Raw genomic sequence first — 14549 nt, 5'->3', positions numbered from 1 at the left:
GCGAGGACCGGCGTCGGCGCGTACGCGCCCGTGCTGGCGATGTTCACGATCGCGCCAGTGCCTCGAACGGCCATCCGCGCAGCGATCGCCGCGGTGAGTTCGGTGAAGGCGCCCACGTTGAGGTCGACCGCCTGAGGGCGCCCCGATTGGGTACACCCTAGATGCACGCGCCGAGATCGCGCCAAGAGCGTGCATCTAGGGTCCAACTCTCCCTAAATGCACAGTCTGCATCTAGGGTCTAGACATGCCGGGTCAAATCGTTGGGTACGTCCGCGTCTCGTCCACATCACAGAACCTCGATCGCCAGCTCGCCGCGATCGGCGACGTCGAAGAGCTGTTCACCGACCACGTGTCCGGCGGCAGCCGACAGGACCGCGCCGGCCTAGCCGACGCGGTGCGACACCTCCGCCGCGGGGACACTCTCCGCGTCTCCTCGATGGATCGGCTCGCGCGATCCCTCGTCGACCTGGAGCAGCTCGTCGACGAACTCACCGGCCGCGGCGTGACGATCGAGTTCGTGAAAGAGCGGCTGACGTTCGCTCCCGGATCAGACGATCCGTTCGCGACCTTCCAGCGCCAACTCATCGGCGCGGTCGCCGAACTCGAGCGGTCCTTGATCCGGGAGCGGCAACGCGAAGGAATCGAGCTGGCCAAGCAGCGCGGGGCGTACAAAGGTCGAGCCCGCAAGCTCGACGACGACCAGGTGCAGCTCGCCCGCAAGATGGCCGTCGCCGGCGAACCCAAAGCGAAGATCGCACGCGACCTCGGTTGCTCCCGGCGCGTGCTCCACGACGCAATCGCCGGGATAGGGGCCTACGCGAGCACGCCTCGTCCTAGGCCAGAGCTGACTGGTGCGCAGGAAGTTGAACTGCCTCTGTAGCCGATTGGCGACCGATCATTCCTGCGAGGCCACGCTCTGGGGCAATCCTTGCGTCATCACGAAAAGTGGCCAACGCGGTCCGAGGTTGAGTCCGACAAGTTGTGCAAGGGGGTTGTCTCCAGCGCCGTCGCACTGCCTCACTGGCCGCGCTTGTCCCGATTGCACGGGATGCAGAGCATCTGGCAGTTCTCGGCGGTCGTCTTTCCGCCCTTGCTCCACGGCGTGATGTGGTCGCCCTCCATCTGTTCGATGGTGAACGTCATCTGGCCCTGGTCGTTCCCGAGTGTCTTGCAGTGGGCCCCGTTGGCGCAGCGATGATCCTGCCGCTCATAAGCGGCCTGTCTCTCGCGGGCGTCGAACTGCCGGATGCTCAGGTGGCGCGGGTCGCCGGTGAGCAGGTACGTGTAGATGCCGCGATTCTTGGTGACATCCGGGTCCTTGATGAGTTCGACGGTCCGGCGCTCCAGTTCTGCCGTGTCGAACTGCTGGCGGTGGTACTGGTCGTACAGCGGCCCCCACTCGACCGACTTCATCTCTCTCCGATACGTGGTGAAGGTGTCCTGCACCCACTGCACAACCGCCCGGAAGTACGACCACAGCTCATTGGCGTTCTGGTCGTGCTGGTGAAGCGACATGTACTCGGCGACCTTGCCGCCCGATTTCCACTTCAGCGCCTTCTCTAGCAGCTCCTGTCGAGTAGGGGAGCCCGCGACGTACTTCGAGGCCAGCCCGTAAGCCGGGCCGTTTGTCTTGGAGAAGATCGACTTCGCATGGCTCAGCCACGGACCGGTGTAGACCGCGTTGCGGAGCTCCTGGTCGGTGAGCTTCTCCCCGGCGATGTTGATCGTCTCGAACCAGTCCAGGCGCTCCTTGTCGTCGCCCTCGCAGAAGTAGACCATCAACTCGTAGTTCAGGATGGCGTCCTTCTGTGGCGGTGTCAGATTGTGGAAGGCCATAGGTCGGCCGTCGATCTGCACCGAGAAATCACCGGCAACGTACTGGCACAGTGAGATCGTGCGTTGCTGGCCGTCGAGCACCTCGAACGTGCCGTCGCCGTTGACTGCCCAGTACATGACGTTCAGGGGGAACCTCTTGAGGATGGTCTGGATGACCGCCTCGCGCTTCTTGTCGTCATAGACGAACTCGCGTTGGTATGGCGGGCGAATGTTGAGCTTGTCGTCATAGCCGCGCACGCCACCCTCGCCGTCATCGGAGTAGCCCTTCACGACCTCACGGATTGGGATGCGGTGAAGGTCAATCTTCATCCCCTGGCTCCGATCCTCTTGATGACAACACGTTGGTAGACCCCTTCGTGCTTGCCGCCCCCAACCGGGACAAAGAACTTACCGGTCCCGCCGACTGCTTTGCCGTTCTTCGCGTAGTCCTCCTTGGCGGCATACTTCGACATCGGCTCCGCGAGGTCGATGCTCTGGCCGACGAGCTCGAACTGGTCGGGGTTGTACTTATCCAAGAAGGTGATCGGGACGCCCATCTCGCCGTCGTAATTCTCAGGGATCTCGGACACTTTGCCGACCTCGATCGCAGGGTAGTTCGTGTAGGTCGGGTACTCCTCGGGCGTGTAGCGCCTGTAGAGCGTCAGTGGTTCGTGGCGCCTAGCGGTGTCCAGGTTCGTGAACCAGTAGGCGCGCCCCATCGAGAAGTACTTGATACCGTCAACAACTTTCTTGCGCGACTCAGTCTTGATCTCGTAGTCGTCCGGTACGCGGAACCACTTGGTCCCACCGTTGTTGTAGCCGAACCACAGCCTGTTGGCTGCGATCTGAGCGAATACCTCCCGGTAGGTGATGAAGTTCTGGTCGCCCAACACCAGGAACTTCTTGTCGTGCTCGATCAGAAGTGGGATGAAGGTCCTGATGAGGCTCCAGGGTGGGTTGGTAACCACCACGTCGGCTTCGTCGAGGAGCGCGAGCGACTCGGGACTGTCGAAGCTCCCGTCACCCTCCAGTGGGGTGATGACGTTGGCGTCGTGCCGCAGCAGCTCCTCGACATCGAGCATGTCGATCGCACCATCGCCGTTGAGGTCTGGGACGTGGGTGATCTCGACCTTGAACACGTCGCGCGGCGGGCGGCTCTCGGAGAGCCCGGCCACATCGAACAGCGGCAGTTGCTGTCCGGTGATGGGTGAGCCTGCGTAGGACGTGGCGATGAGCTTTTTCAGCCCGAGGTGCGTGAAGTTCATCGCGAAGTACTTGAAGAAGTTGCTCTCGAACGGGTCGTCGCAGTTGCAGAACACGATCTTGCCCTCGAACTGGGACCGGTAGTGCCTGAGCTCCGCCTCAATATCGGAGAGCTGGGTGTAGAACTCATCGGCGGAGTTGTTGTTCCGAGCGCTGAGGGTCACGTTGCCTGCCATCGGTGTCCAATCTTCTCTAGGCCGCAGTTCAGCCTGCACTCCGTTTGCCTCAGTCGGTTGCTGCGCTCACGATCCGACAGAGAGGTACGACGCCATCGACCATTTCGACTTGCACCGTGAACCTGACCCCGTCCCCGTCGGCCTCCAGCACCACTTCAAAACTACCGTCTTTCGGTGAGGCCACCTTGACGACGGACAGCTTCGTCTGACGGTCGCCCAGCCGGCGATCGACGGCACTCATCGCGAACGAGCAAGCGGTGGACTCATCTAAGCTCAGCATCCCCTCAAGGGGAGCCCGACCTTCACTCATCCTCGCGATGGCTGTCCGGGCAACGGGCTTCAGTGTGGCCCCAATCCCCGCCTTCAAGCCTTCAGCTGCAAGGGTCAGGACGAGAGCAGTGACGGCCGCTGAAGGACCCCAGACGATCTCCGATCGTCTCGTGTCGAGCTGGAAACGTGAACCACAGCACCCTCCGCCAATCTCGGCTGAGATCTCTCTCAGTCGCGCGGTGAACTCTTGCTCATTCCAGGATGACTCCGGATGGAACACAAGGTCCCATGACTCATCTTCGTCCACGGCGCCTAGTCCCGCCCGGAAGCGGACCTGCAACGACACCTGGTCCGCGTAGTTCTCCTGGATGCTCACCTCTCCTCCTGGTGTGTCGTGGGCGCCGCACTTAGGTCAGTTCGCCGACTCACCGGGCGACGTCCACCTCGCCGACTTGGTGGCTGTGAAAAGCCCAGACGTTTGAGCTCCGCCGGTGTCCAGCCGGCGCCGGCTGCTGCGCTCCAGGCTTCCCCCTCGGCGCGCTCGGCTGCCGCGAGAAGATCGCGCACTTCGCGTACCCTCGCTGACTGTTCCTCGAGCACGCGGATGCTTTCCAGTCGTCCGTTGAGCAGCTGCTGCGCCTTGTCTGTGATCTCGCTCATGCACTCATCGTACGTCGGGCAGGGCCTGTCATCGCGGGATAGACCGCCCCCTCGGGGCTGCTGGCTCCCGGCAGGGGCATTAGCGCGGAAGCGCGACCGCCGTCGGCGGGAGCAAGTCGGAGGTTTAGGTGCCTTAAGTCGCTCCTTGGGCTTCGCCTGGCGGATCGACTGTGAGAGACTGACAAGCACAAGCGGTAGTTTTCGACGGCGGCGCAGCCGCTCGTCGCCGAGATTGGCGGGAGGGATCGCCGTGGCCGACCAGGGCTCCGAGTCGCCTGATCCGTCGTCGCGTCCCGCCAAGTTGTTCCGCGGTCGTCGCCGGTCGAACTCTGCCGCGGGTGCCCGTGACTTCCGTACGGTCATTCGCCATTCCGAGGAGGAGTGGGTGCGGGTGCAGGCGTTGGCTGCCGCACAACGTATTTCGGTTCCGCGGTTGTACGAGCGGGCGTTGAACACCGGTGGTGTTGTCGCCGCGGCGAAGCTTGCTCGCATCCATGACGAGCTGTACGGCGTTCGCCGGTTGCTGTCGATCGACAGCAACAACTTGAATCAGCTCGCGCGGGTCGCGAACGCAACCGAGCGGTTGGAGGCCGAGGCTGAGCTGCTCGCGACCGTGGATCACTTGTCTCGAGTTGCTGATCGGATCACGAAGGTCATCGAGCAGCTGCCGGAGTCGGAGCGCAAGGCGTGAGGATCAGCGTCTTGAAGTCCGGCTCTGATGCTGCGGGCCTGACCCGCTACCTGTACGGGGCCGGCAAGGCGAACGAGCACTCCAATCCGCACTTGGTGGCTGGTTCGCCCGGCCTCGAGCTCGAATGGGCTGGCGAGTTGTCTCTCAAAGAGGCGACCATTCTTGGGCGCGTCGTCGAGGGCGCGTGGCGCGAGAACTATGTGGAGCAGCTGGCCCTAGCGGGGGCTTCACAAGGTGGAATCAGCCGCGCCCATCTGCACCGCGACGGCGTTGAAGCGACCGGTCGGACGCACATGTTCCACGCGTCAATGGCACTGCCTCCCGACCACGAGAAGCTGACCGACGAGCAATGGCACACCCTTGCTCACGAGTACGTGAAGCGCATGGGATTCGTCGACGAGAACGGCCACGGATCGTCGTGGGTCGCGGTTCGTCACGGTCTGTCCGCGAAGGGAAACGATCACGTTCACGTGATGGTGAACCTTGTTCGCAACGACGGCAGTTGGGCATCGGAACACAAGTCCAAGCTCGCCGCCGACCGCATCGGGCGAGAGCTCGAGCAGGAGTTCTCCGCCTTCCTCTCCCCCACCTACGAGCAACCTGCCGTCGAGAGTGAACGGCAGCCCGGTTTCAGCGCTTATTCCCAGGCTGAGTTGCGTCGCGCGGAGGAACGAGAACTATCCGGGCGCGGTCCGATCGACCCGGACCGGGTGCACTTGCAACGGGTCGTTCGTGGCATCGCGATGGGCTCTCGGACCGAGGCCGAATGGTTGAACAACCTCGCGAACCAGGACCTGGAGATCGTGCCCCGGTGGGCACCCGGTGGGCGGGAGAAGGTCACCGGGTACAGCGTGCGTTTCGCCGATCAGGACTCGGTCCGGATCGCGGCCTCGAAACTCGCACCGGACCTCACCCTCACCTCGTTGCGCCGGTCGTTGTGGGAGATGAACGAGACCTCTGAGTCGCGGGCTCAAGCGTTGGCGTTGTGGCGGGACGAGGCTCCCGTCACCGATCCTGAACCTGTGGACGCGCCGGCGGAGTTGGAGCAGGCAAGCCATCATTTGGCCGATTGGGAATCCGATGTGCGGCAGACCGACCCGCACGACGTCGACCAGTGGCGATCACACGCGGCAACGGCCGCGAGCCTGCTCGCGTTGGCGGCGATTCATCACCCCGACCGCGAAACGGGTTCCCAGCTCGGCACCGTCTCCGACGAAGCCGCGCGGGTCTCGTTCGAGCCACAGCAGCCACGGCACCGCAGCTATGGTCACGGCAGCCTGCAACCACGCACCAGCAGTGCCGGGCTCGCGCTGGTGCATTTCAACCTTGCGCTGCGCGCGTCGTCGACCAACTCCACCCGGGGCTGGTACGCGGTCATGAAGCAGATGCAACGCACCATGCGCGCGGTGCATGACGCCCAGGTGGCGCGAGGCGAACTGCTCGATGCCACGCGCAACAATGAACTTGTAGCGGCCCACCTGGATCCGTACACCGATGTCCCCGCCAATGCCGACGCCCTGGTCACGCCGCCAGCCACGAGGGACCCTGCGGTCCGCGACTCCACCCGCCAGACCGGGGTCCCGGTGCAGCTGCCGCACCGCGGTATCGACCTGGGCGAACGACCGGGCTTGCCCGGCCGCCACGGTCCAAGCACGGACCTCCGACGTGGCCACGAGCGTTAGATGGCCGGATCGGGCGGCGGAAACGGCCCGGTCAGCAGGTAGATCCGGTCAGCGACCGAGTATTTCGACCGCTTCAGGTTCTGTTTCCAGGACTCTGGGGACGTGCTCGTCTCGACTGCCTGCTCCGAGGGCAGCGGTGAACCGATGATCGCCTCAAGCCGCGTCCTCGCGGCCGGCCAATCCGGCTCCTGCGCTAACAACCGCCCAAACGTCGCACCGTGCTTCCCATGACTCTCGCACCGTTGCTTCTCACCGGAGGTCCCGCCGCTGGCAAGAGCAGCACTGCGCTCGCGCTGGCCGCAACGACCGTACGTACCGCGTTCATCGACGTGGACGACATCCGCCAGCTGGTCAAGAACGGCGGCGCCGCACCATGGGACGGTCCCGAGGGGACGGCCCAACAACAGCTCGGGGTCCGGAACGCCGCAAACCTCGCGACGAACTTCCTCGCTGCAGGGATCAACGTGACCATCGCTGACGTGGTCAATTCGACAACGCTGGCGCTCTATCGCGAACTCCTGCCCAGCCTCAGGGTCATCCGCCTAGCCCTGGGTCTGGAAGAAGCCCGCCGTCGTGCCACGCAGCGTCCGGTGTTCCTGACGGACGTCGAATTCGATGAACTTCACCACCAGCAGGCGGCGTCCTTGAAGGTGGATCACGAGCTTCCGGTGGCCGGCTTGTCCCGCGAGGCGCAGGTCGAAGCGGCGCGGAGGTTGTGGATCGCTTGAGGCAAAGCCACCAGTACCCCCTCTTCGGGATGGGTTGGAGGCCGCACCGATTTCGCCTGTCTGGTTGCAAGGCCAGGCCGAGGCAGAACTCCGCATCTGCCGCTGTTCGCAGCGGGGGCATCTCCAATGAGATTCGACAAGGGCGGAGGGGGGTGGAGATGGGTGGCGTGGTGGGGGAGGCGCTCGAGAGCCTTCGACCCTGCGGCCACTCGCCGCGAGCGTAGCCACCCCCGCAACGCGGGGTGCCGGTAAGGAACGTGTCATCAGGGGCAAACCGGCTCCGTCGCCCCCTCAGGTGCGGAAGCATCTCCGATCGTGGATCGGACGCTTGAGCTCGATGAGCTGGTGGAGCACTGGACGTTGCTGGATGACGAGCTTGAGTTGGTCGCGGGCAAGCGAGGCGCGACCAGGCTCGGATTCGTTCTGCTGCTGAAGTTCTACATCCACCACGGCCACTTTCCGGAGCGCGAGGACGTGCTGCCGCCCGAGGCGGTCAGGTTCGTCGCGGACCAGGTGAAGGTGCCGGCCTCTGAACTCACGCGTTACGAGTGGTCGGGCCGGTCGATCAAGTACCACCGTGCGCAGATCCGCAGCCATCTGGGCTTTCGAGAGTGCTCAGTTGAGGACGCCGACAAGCTGACGTCCTGGCTGGCCACCGAGGTGTGCGAGACAGAACGGTCCCCGGACCGGGTGCGTGAGCAACTGCTCGGTCGTTGCCGGCAGGAGCAGGTCGAGCCGCCCACCGACGGTCGGATTGACCGGATGGTCCGCTCGGCGCTGCATCAGGGCGAAGCCACGTTGTCGTCCCGGATCGCGGCCCGGCTACCCGCCTCAACGGCGGCGCACGGTTGGAGGAGCTGGTCTCGGTCGATGTGGAAGTCGAGGACGGCGCGGCAGCGGATGAGTCGGTGCTGGCGTTGGTGAAGTCGGTGCCAGGGAACGTGTCGCTGGAGACGATGCTGACCGAGATCCGCAAGCTGCGCGCCGTCCGAGCGGTCGACCTGCCGCCAGGCCTGTTCGCCGATGTCGCGCCAAAGGTGTTGGCAGCATGGCGTTCTCGGGCCGCGGTGGAATCGCCGTCACATCTGCGGGCGCACCCGACCGGTCTGCGGCTGACGTTGTTGGCGGTGTTGCTGCATACCCGGGAGCGGGAGATCACCGACACCTTGGTTGACCTGTTGATCTCCACGGTGCACCGGATCAACGCCCGCGCGGACCGGCCGGGTGACCCAAGAGCTGGTGAACGCGTTCAAGAAGGTGACGGGCAAGGAGAACATCCTGTTCGCGATCGCCAACGCTGGCTTCGCCGATGTCCAGCTCGAGTCCTTGGTCTGTCCGGAGTTTCAAGGCCAGGACATCCCGGACGCGGTCGACTTCCTGCAGCGCTCGGATTTCGGCAGCGTCTTGTTCGCGAAAGCCAGCAGGGAGCAAGCAGCAGCGGGCTGGGCTGCCGTCGCTGCTGCGCTCCGGCCGCATCAGCGTGAGGACGGCGTCTACCTTGACGGCGCTGCGTGGCTGGTCACAGCACGCGCATGACTGCCCCGACCCGGAGGTGGTCGGGTTACACCAGCGTGCTCCAGTAATCCCAGAAGCGCACGGCGATCAACGCCGCGACCACCAGAGTCCATGCCACGAGCAGGCTCGGCGCGTACTGGATGATCGAGGGTGGCACGCGGAGTGCCCGCCGCAAGGAGGTCACGGCGGCCACGAAGATCGTCATCGTGACGACCCACACCACCATGCAGTAAGGGCACAACGCGCCGATGCGGTACAGGGACTGCAAGATCAACCAGTGCACCAGCAGCACGCCCGCGGCCGCGCCGATCAGCAGGCCCCACCAGTACCAGCCGCGCAGCACGGCGCCGGCCAGCAGCGACGCCCCGGTCGTGGTCACCACGGCGAATCCGACCACTCCGATGACCGGGTTCGGGAAGCCCAACAGCTCGGCTTGCCAGGTCTTCATGATGGACCCGCAGCTCAGGACCGGGTTGATGCTGCACGTCGGCGTGTAGCCAGGGTCCTTCAGCAGCTCGACCTTCTCGATGAGCAGGGTCGCGGACGCGACCAACCCGATCAGTCCCGCGACCAAAAGCGACCACGCGGTCGATCGGCCAGGTGCATGTCGCCCGCCCGGGTCGGCCCCGGTCTCGCCTGCGGCTGGGTCAGTTCTTGACAGCATCATCGATGCTGGCGCGGAAGTCGTCGAGGGAGGTCGGGTTCAGCTGTTTGCCGTTGAGGAAGAACGTGGGTGTGCCCTGGACCCCGAGGTACTGGCCGTCGCCGCGGTCCAGCTCGACCCGCGCCTTGGTGGCGGGGTCCTTGACCGCCTTGTCGTAAGCGGTCAGGTCGAGTCCGAGCTGCTGAGCGAAGCCGCGGAACGCCGGGGCCTGGGAGACCTGCTTCTCGCCCCACTGCGACTGCGTCTCATACATCTTCTTGTACATCGGCTCAAGCTTTCCCTGCTGCGCCGCGGCCTCGACCGCGATCGCTGCGTTCATCGCGTTCTTGTGGCTCGGGATCGGGTAGTAGCGCAGCACGAAGGTGACCTTGCCGGCGTACTGCTTGCGCAGGTCTTCGACCACGGGGTACGCCGCGCGGCACGACTCGCACTCGAAATCGAGAAACTCCACCAACGTGACCTTGCCGTCCAGTGCTGGGGAACCCAGCCGGTGACTGTTGTCGCGTACTAGGCGCGAGGACGAGGAGGACGTCTTGCCCGGTTCTGCGGCATCGGCGCCGCTGTCGCGAGAGGCCAGGAGGACGACCCCAAGGACCACGACGAATGCCGCGATCAGGACGGCAGAGATGAGCGAGTTGCGGCGGGTCACGTGAGAGGCTCCAGGGCTGATGGCGGGTTGGGCTTGACCGGGCCAACGCCGCGGGCGGCGCTCAGGTTCCACCGGCGGTTGACGATCACGAGAAGAACGTTAACATCGCCATATGGCGATAACAACGACACGTGATGCACTGGCGGTTGAGGATCCCGTGGACGAGACGACTGCTGCGGTCGCGGCCGCGTGCCTGTTCCATGGAATGGGTGATCCATCGAGGGTCGCGATCTTGCAGCACCTGCTGCTGGGTGAGCACAAGGTCGTGGAGCTGACTGCGCACCTGGGTTTAGCGCAGTCGACGGTGTCCAAGCACCTGGCATGCCTGCGCGACTGCGGCTTGGTGGCGTCTCGGCCCGTGGGTCGGGCCTCGGTGTTCTCACTCGCTCATCCGGGCGCTGTGGCCCGAGTGTTCGCCGCGGCTGAAGAACTCCTGGCCGCGACCGGCGACGCCGTGGTCTTGTGCCCGACATCCGGGGTAGGAGCACAGTCATGACCGGTGTCCCGCTCATCGGCCGCATCGCGCTGAGCCCGGAGGCCAGGCGTCGCCTCAGCCTGCGTGCCCAGCTGCTCGCGGGCGCGACCGTCGCCTACAACCTGCTCGAGGCCATCATTGCCATCGCAGCAGGTCGGGCCGCGAACTCCGCGGCGCTGGTGGGTTTCGGGCTGGACTCCCTGGTCGAGGTCTCCTCGGGTCTGATCATCTTGTGGCAGTTCCGTCACGCGGTGCCCGAGTCGCGTGAACGGTTAGCGCTGCGGCTGATGGCCATCGCATTCTTCGCCCTGGCCATCTACGTCTCCCTCGATGCTGCCCGCACCCTTCTGGGGTCAACCGAACCGGACCCATCCTCGATCGGTGTGATCCTCGGTGCCGTCTCGCTGGCCGTCATGCCATTCCTGTCCTGGGCGCAGCGGCGCACCGGACGCGCACTGGCCTCGGGGTCGGTGGTGGCCGACTCCAAGCAGACCCTGCTGTGCACCTATCTGTCGGCGGTGCTCCTGGCCGGCCTCCTCGTCAACGCCTGGTGGGGCTGGTGGTGGGCCGACCCGATCGCAGGCCTGGTCATCGCAGCCGTGGCGGTCCGGGAGGGACTGCAGGCATGGCGAGGCGATGCCTGCTCCTGCACGCCGCTTCCCCTGAATGAAGCCGACACGGAGGATGGCTCGTGTACCTGCGGTCCCGGATGCACGGACGCCTGCTGCGAGCCTGAGTCGACCGTGTCAACCGGGATGGGGGCTCGCTGATGGGCGACGATCACTCCCACGGCACCGAGCACGCTGGCGGCCGTCATCGGTGGCGCCTGGGCGTCGCGTTCACGCTGGTCGCTTCCTACTTCGTCGTCGAGCTCTGCTTCGGCCTGTGGTCGGGGTCCCTGGCGCTTCTCTCTGACGCCGGGCACATGGCCGCCGACGTGGTTGCCCTCGGCGCGGCGCTCACCGCGACCAGGATCGCCAGCCGCCCGGACACGACCGGCCGACGTACATTCGGCTCCTACCGAGCAGAGGTCTTCGCCTCCGGCCTCACCGTCCTGCTCATGCTGGGCGCCGCCGTCTACGTGACGGTCGAGGCGGTCAGCCGGATCGGCGAAACCGTCGAGGTCGACACCGGACCCATGCTCATCGTCGGCGGTATAGGCCTCCTGGTAAACGTGATCGCCATGGTGCTGCTGCGCGGTGGCGCGGCCGAGAGCCTGAACGTCAAGGGCGCCTACCTTGAAGTGGTTGCTGACACCGTGGGATCCGTCGGGGTCATCGTCGCCGGGATCCTGGTCGCCCGCACCGGAAGCCCGTGGTGGGACACCATCGTCGCTCTCGCGATCGCGGTGTTCGTCGCTGTCCGCGCGATCATGCTTGGCCGGGAGGTGCTGGCCGTGCTAGGGCAGCACGCCCCCGCCGGCGTGGACCCCGAAGCCATCGATGCGCAACTGCGTGCGGTGCCCGGCGTCCTCCAGGTGCACGACCTGCACCTATGGACCCTGACCTCTGGGATGAACGTGGCCACCGCCCACCTGGTCGCCGAACCCAACACCGACGCCAACACCGTCCTGACCGCAGCCCGAAAAGTTCTGCGCGGACACGCCCAGATCGAGCACGCCACCCTGCAAATCGAATCAGGGGCCGCAGCCCGCGGATGCGCCGAAATGTCTTGGTAGGTCGTCAACGCGCATCCCATCCCGCCATCAGTGTCGATCAGCGAACGAGGCGGCCGCGCATCGTGGAGGACTCCTTGCTTCAATGAACGGAAACGCACCCTGGCTGCGACCAGATCCAAGCCTGACTACGCGGCCACTTCTGCGTCGAGCACTCCACCTGACCGGCCTCCGGACCGCAGCACGAGCACAAACCCGTGACCTGGCGCAGAAGCACGGGCAACGACGCGCGCGAGCTAGGTCGGCAGCGTTCCGCGCAGCCGGGTCATCTGGGTGATCTCCGCCTCCTGCGAGGTCTCGATCGCGCCAGCCAAGGTATCGACCGCAGGGTTCTCCGTCATCGGCTGGATGGCCCGGGCCATGCCGATCCCGCCACGGTGATGGGCGATCATCAGGGTCAGGAACAGTCGATCTGCCGCCGGCCCGGTCGCTGCGCGTAGCTGTGCCAGCTGAGCCGGGGTCGCCATCCCCGGCATCGTGCTACCCGTACTGGCAGGCGACCCCATGTGGTGCCCGCTGCCCATCCACGCCATTGGCGGTTCAGATCCGGTCTGGTGCAGCCGCCACTGGGCCAGCCAGCCGTACATCTGCCCGGCCTGCTGCTGCTGGGTGGTAATGATGTCGTAGGCGATGGTGCGGATCGTTGAGTTGGTGGTCTTGTCCCGGATGATGAAGGCCATCTCGACTGCTTGGCGATGATGGGTCTGCATGTCCCTGGCAAAGCGGCTCTTCCCAATCGAGGGTGTAGGGATTGGTAGCGCGTCGTTGGTCGGGTGAGGGTCGAGGTCTCCCGATGATGGAAGTTCTGACGCTGTCCATCTGGAAGACCTCGACATGCACGACGCTACCTTCACTACCCCTGACCTGACGACCTTCTGTCGCTTGGATGAGCTCGGCCTGGTCGTGACGGGGCAACGCGTTGAACCCGAGCGGGCCGTGTTGGCGTGCCGCGTCGTCGACGACGATGCGTGGTGCCACCGGTGCGGGTGTGAAGGCGCTCCACGTGACAGCGTCGTGCGGTGGCTGGCGCACGAACCGTTGGGGTGGCGACCCACCACGTTGGCGGTCACTCTGCGCCGGTACCGATGCAGCGAATGTGGGCATGTGTGGCGGCAGGACTGCTCCGCGGCGGCCGAACCACGGGCACGCCTGTCGCGCCGGGCGGTGCGGTGGGCGTTGACCGCGATCGTGTGTCAGCACCTCACGATCGCTCGTGTCGCTGAAGCCCTCGCCGTTGCATGGGACACCGCCAACGACGCCGTCCTGGCCGAGGGTCACCGTGTCTTGATCAATGACCCGGGCCGGTTCGAGGGTGTCACCACGATCGGGGTGGATGAGCACGTGTGGCGACACACCCGCCGCGGCGACAAATACGTCACCGTGATCATCGACCTGACCCCGATCCGGGACGGCAGCGGTCCAGCACGGTTGTTGGACATGGTTCCCGGGCGGTCCAAGCAGGTCTTCAAGACCTGGCTCACCGAGCGGCCCGCCCAGTGGCGTGACGCTGTGGAGGTCGTCGCGATGGATGGGTTCACCGGGTTCAAAACCGCAGCGTCTGAGGAGATCCCGGCCGCGGCCACGGTGATGGACCCCTTCCACGTCGTCCGCCTCGCCGGCGACGCCCTCGACCGGTGTCGCCGTCGCGTCCAACAAGAACTCCACGGCCACCGTGGCCGCGCCACGGATCCGCTGTACCGGGCACGGCGCACCTTGCACACCGGCGCGGACTTGCTCACCGACCGGCAACATCAACGTCTCACCGCACTGTTCGCGGTCGAGGAGCACGTTCAGGTCGAGTGCACCTGGGGCATCTATCAACGGATGATCGCTGCGTACCGGCACCCCGACAGGGCTACCGGGAAGACGCTCATGACCAAGCTGATCAACTCGATCAGTACCGGCGTGCCGAAACCGTTGGTCGAGGTCACCACGCTGGGAAGAACCCTGGTCAAGCGCGCGGCCGACGTGCTCGCGTTCTTCGACCGGCCCGGCACGAGCAACGGCCCCACCGAGGCCATCAATGGCCGCCTCGAGCACCTACGCGGCAGCGCCCTCGGCTTCCGGAATCTGACCCACTACATCGCGAGGAGTCTGCTCGAAGCCGGCGGCTTCAGACCCCAACTACACCCTCGATTGGGATGAGCCGGCAAAGCCCGCCTCTGCACTGGTGTCACCCGGCCCGCTGCCGCCCGAGCGCGACCCCACCAGACCCCCGAGCGCCCCTGGTGACACGTTCCTTACCGACACCCCAACGCGCTAGCAATGATGCCCTCGTGGATACAC

17 protein-coding genes are annotated in these 14549 nt (G+C 65.3%); 10 read left to right on the top strand and 7 right to left on the bottom strand.

From position 1 onward, the window contains the following. Nucleotides 1–244: 244 nt before the first annotated feature. Nucleotides 245–880 (top strand): recombinase family protein, encoded by a 636-nt coding sequence (locus tag DFJ65_RS17100; RefSeq protein ID WP_115924581.1) that lies wholly within the window; start codon nucleotides 245–247, stop codon nucleotides 878–880. Between the two features lie 137 nt (nucleotides 881–1017). Here the strand turns inward: DFJ65_RS17100 and DFJ65_RS17095 are convergent, their stop codons facing one another. The 4 genes from DFJ65_RS17095 to DFJ65_RS17250 are packed head-to-tail and all read right to left on the bottom strand — an operon-like array spanning nucleotide 1018 to nucleotide 4184. After that, nucleotides 1018–2145, bottom strand: coding sequence for an HNH endonuclease family protein (locus tag DFJ65_RS17095; RefSeq protein ID WP_115924579.1), 1128 nt, complete (start codon nucleotides 2143–2145; stop codon nucleotides 1018–1020). Beyond that, nucleotides 2142–3254: an adenine-specific methyltransferase EcoRI family protein gene (locus tag DFJ65_RS17090; RefSeq protein ID WP_115924577.1), complete on the bottom strand. Its 1113-nt coding sequence runs from the start codon at nucleotides 3252–3254 to the stop codon at nucleotides 2142–2144. Before DFJ65_RS17090 ends, DFJ65_RS17095 begins: the two co-directional genes overlap by 4 nt. A 49-nt stretch (nucleotides 3255–3303) precedes the next feature. Continuing rightward, a complete protein-coding gene (locus DFJ65_RS17085) occupies nucleotides 3304–3900 on the bottom strand; it encodes a hypothetical protein (RefSeq protein ID WP_115924575.1) in 597 nt (198 codons plus the stop codon). Continuing rightward, the gene (locus tag DFJ65_RS17250) at nucleotides 3897–4184 is read right to left on the bottom strand and encodes a hypothetical protein (protein ID WP_147301457.1); all 288 of its coding nucleotides are present in this window, start codon (nucleotides 4182–4184) and stop codon (nucleotides 3897–3899) included. The genes DFJ65_RS17085 and DFJ65_RS17250 overlap by 4 nt, the downstream gene beginning before the upstream one ends. A gap of 385 nt (nucleotides 4185–4569) precedes the next feature. Here DFJ65_RS17250 and mobC point away from each other — a divergent pair, with 385 nt between their 5' ends. The 5 genes from mobC (at nucleotide 4570) to DFJ65_RS17060 (ending at nucleotide 8821) form a co-directional block, all read left to right on the top strand. Further along, entirely contained in the window at nucleotides 4570–4875 is a 306-nt protein-coding gene (mobC, locus tag DFJ65_RS17080) for a plasmid mobilization relaxosome protein MobC (RefSeq protein ID WP_147301456.1), read from the top strand. Next, a complete protein-coding gene (locus DFJ65_RS17075) occupies nucleotides 4872–6557 on the top strand; it encodes a relaxase/mobilization nuclease domain-containing protein (RefSeq protein ID WP_115924571.1) in 1686 nt (561 codons plus the stop codon). The genes mobC and DFJ65_RS17075 overlap by 4 nt, the downstream gene beginning before the upstream one ends. Before the next feature lie 227 nt (nucleotides 6558–6784). After that, nucleotides 6785–7285: a P-loop nucleotide/nucleoside kinase family protein gene (locus tag DFJ65_RS17070; protein WP_115924569.1), complete on the top strand. Its 501-nt coding sequence runs from the start codon at nucleotides 6785–6787 to the stop codon at nucleotides 7283–7285. A gap of 315 nt (nucleotides 7286–7600) precedes the next feature. Next, nucleotides 7601–8209, top strand: a complete 609-nt coding sequence (locus DFJ65_RS17065; protein ID WP_168990319.1) for a DUF4158 domain-containing protein — start codon at nucleotides 7601–7603, stop codon at nucleotides 8207–8209. 300 nt (nucleotides 8210–8509) lie between these two features. Then, nucleotides 8510–8821, top strand: coding sequence for a hypothetical protein (locus tag DFJ65_RS17060; protein WP_115924565.1), 312 nt, complete (start codon nucleotides 8510–8512; stop codon nucleotides 8819–8821). A gap of 25 nt (nucleotides 8822–8846) precedes the next feature. Here the strand turns inward: DFJ65_RS17060 and DFJ65_RS17055 are convergent, their stop codons facing one another. Next, a complete protein-coding gene (locus DFJ65_RS17055; RefSeq protein WP_115924563.1) occupies nucleotides 8847–9464 on the bottom strand; it encodes a vitamin K epoxide reductase family protein in 618 nt (205 codons plus the stop codon). Further along, the gene (locus DFJ65_RS17050; protein WP_115924561.1) at nucleotides 9448–10113 is read right to left on the bottom strand and encodes a DsbA family protein; all 666 of its coding nucleotides are present in this window, start codon (nucleotides 10111–10113) and stop codon (nucleotides 9448–9450) included. Before DFJ65_RS17050 ends, DFJ65_RS17055 begins: the two co-directional genes overlap by 17 nt. Nucleotides 10114–10225: 112 nt before the next feature. Between DFJ65_RS17050 and DFJ65_RS17045 the strand changes: the two genes are divergently transcribed. The 3 genes from DFJ65_RS17045 to DFJ65_RS17035 are packed head-to-tail and all read left to right on the top strand — an operon-like array spanning nucleotide 10226 to nucleotide 12266. Continuing rightward, a complete protein-coding gene (locus tag DFJ65_RS17045) occupies nucleotides 10226–10609 on the top strand; it encodes an ArsR/SmtB family transcription factor (protein ID WP_115924559.1) in 384 nt (127 codons plus the stop codon). Next, on the top strand, nucleotides 10606–11358 hold the full coding sequence (locus DFJ65_RS17040) for a cation diffusion facilitator family transporter (protein WP_115924557.1): 753 nt from the start codon (nucleotides 10606–10608) through the stop codon (nucleotides 11356–11358). Before DFJ65_RS17045 ends, DFJ65_RS17040 begins: the two co-directional genes overlap by 4 nt. Further along, a complete protein-coding gene (locus tag DFJ65_RS17035; RefSeq protein WP_115924555.1) occupies nucleotides 11358–12266 on the top strand; it encodes a cation diffusion facilitator family transporter in 909 nt (302 codons plus the stop codon). The genes DFJ65_RS17040 and DFJ65_RS17035 overlap by 1 nt, the downstream gene beginning before the upstream one ends. Nucleotides 12267–12499: 233 nt before the next feature. On the opposite strand, the gene DFJ65_RS17030 is transcribed toward DFJ65_RS17035, so the two are convergent. Beyond that, nucleotides 12500–13099 carry a DUF305 domain-containing protein gene (locus DFJ65_RS17030; RefSeq protein WP_115924553.1) on the bottom strand — a complete coding sequence of 200 codons (600 nt, stop codon included), beginning with the start codon at nucleotides 13097–13099 and terminating at the stop codon, nucleotides 12500–12502. Between DFJ65_RS17030 and DFJ65_RS17025 the strand changes: the two genes are divergently transcribed. After that, a complete protein-coding gene (locus tag DFJ65_RS17025; RefSeq protein WP_115924551.1) occupies nucleotides 13098–14408 on the top strand; it encodes an ISL3 family transposase in 1311 nt (436 codons plus the stop codon). The two genes, DFJ65_RS17030 and DFJ65_RS17025, sit on opposite strands and share 2 nt — an antisense overlap. Nucleotides 14409–14549 lie beyond the last annotated feature (141 nt).

Source organism: Calidifontibacter indicus (genome assembly GCF_003386865.1).
GTDB classification, from domain to species: Bacteria; Actinomycetota; Actinomycetes; order Actinomycetales; family Dermatophilaceae; genus Yimella; species Yimella indica.
Note: the sequence above shows the minus strand (reverse complement) of the source record. Positions and strands in the feature narration are given on the sequence as shown.

Excerpts from the sequence above, each read along its gene's own strand:
- DFJ65_RS17040 (WP_115924557.1), top strand. The coding sequence starts at position 10,606 with ATGACCGGTGTCCCGCTCATCGGCCGCATCGCGCTGAGCCCGGAGGCC.
- DFJ65_RS17025 (WP_115924551.1), top strand. The coding sequence starts at position 13,098 with ATGCACGACGCTACCTTCACTACCCCTGACCTGACGACCTTCTGTCGC.
- DFJ65_RS17100 (WP_115924581.1), top strand. The coding sequence starts at position 245 with ATGCCGGGTCAAATCGTTGGGTACGTCCGCGTCTCGTCCACATCACAG.
- DFJ65_RS17030 (WP_115924553.1), bottom strand. The coding sequence starts at position 13,099 with ATGTCGAGGTCTTCCAGATGGACAGCGTCAGAACTTCCATCATCGGGA.
- DFJ65_RS17045 (WP_115924559.1), top strand. The coding sequence starts at position 10,226 with ATGGCGATAACAACGACACGTGATGCACTGGCGGTTGAGGATCCCGTG.
- DFJ65_RS17250 (WP_147301457.1), bottom strand. The coding sequence starts at position 4,184 with ATGAGCGAGATCACAGACAAGGCGCAGCAGCTGCTCAACGGACGACTG.
- DFJ65_RS17090 (WP_115924577.1), bottom strand. The coding sequence starts at position 3,254 with ATGGCAGGCAACGTGACCCTCAGCGCTCGGAACAACAACTCCGCCGAT.
- DFJ65_RS17070 (WP_115924569.1), top strand. The coding sequence starts at position 6,785 with ATGACTCTCGCACCGTTGCTTCTCACCGGAGGTCCCGCCGCTGGCAAG.
- DFJ65_RS17055 (WP_115924563.1), bottom strand. The coding sequence starts at position 9,464 with ATGCTGTCAAGAACTGACCCAGCCGCAGGCGAGACCGGGGCCGACCCG.
- DFJ65_RS17095 (WP_115924579.1), bottom strand. The coding sequence starts at position 2,145 with ATGAAGATTGACCTTCACCGCATCCCAATCCGTGAGGTCGTGAAGGGC.
- DFJ65_RS17035 (WP_115924555.1), top strand. The coding sequence starts at position 11,358 with ATGGGCGACGATCACTCCCACGGCACCGAGCACGCTGGCGGCCGTCAT.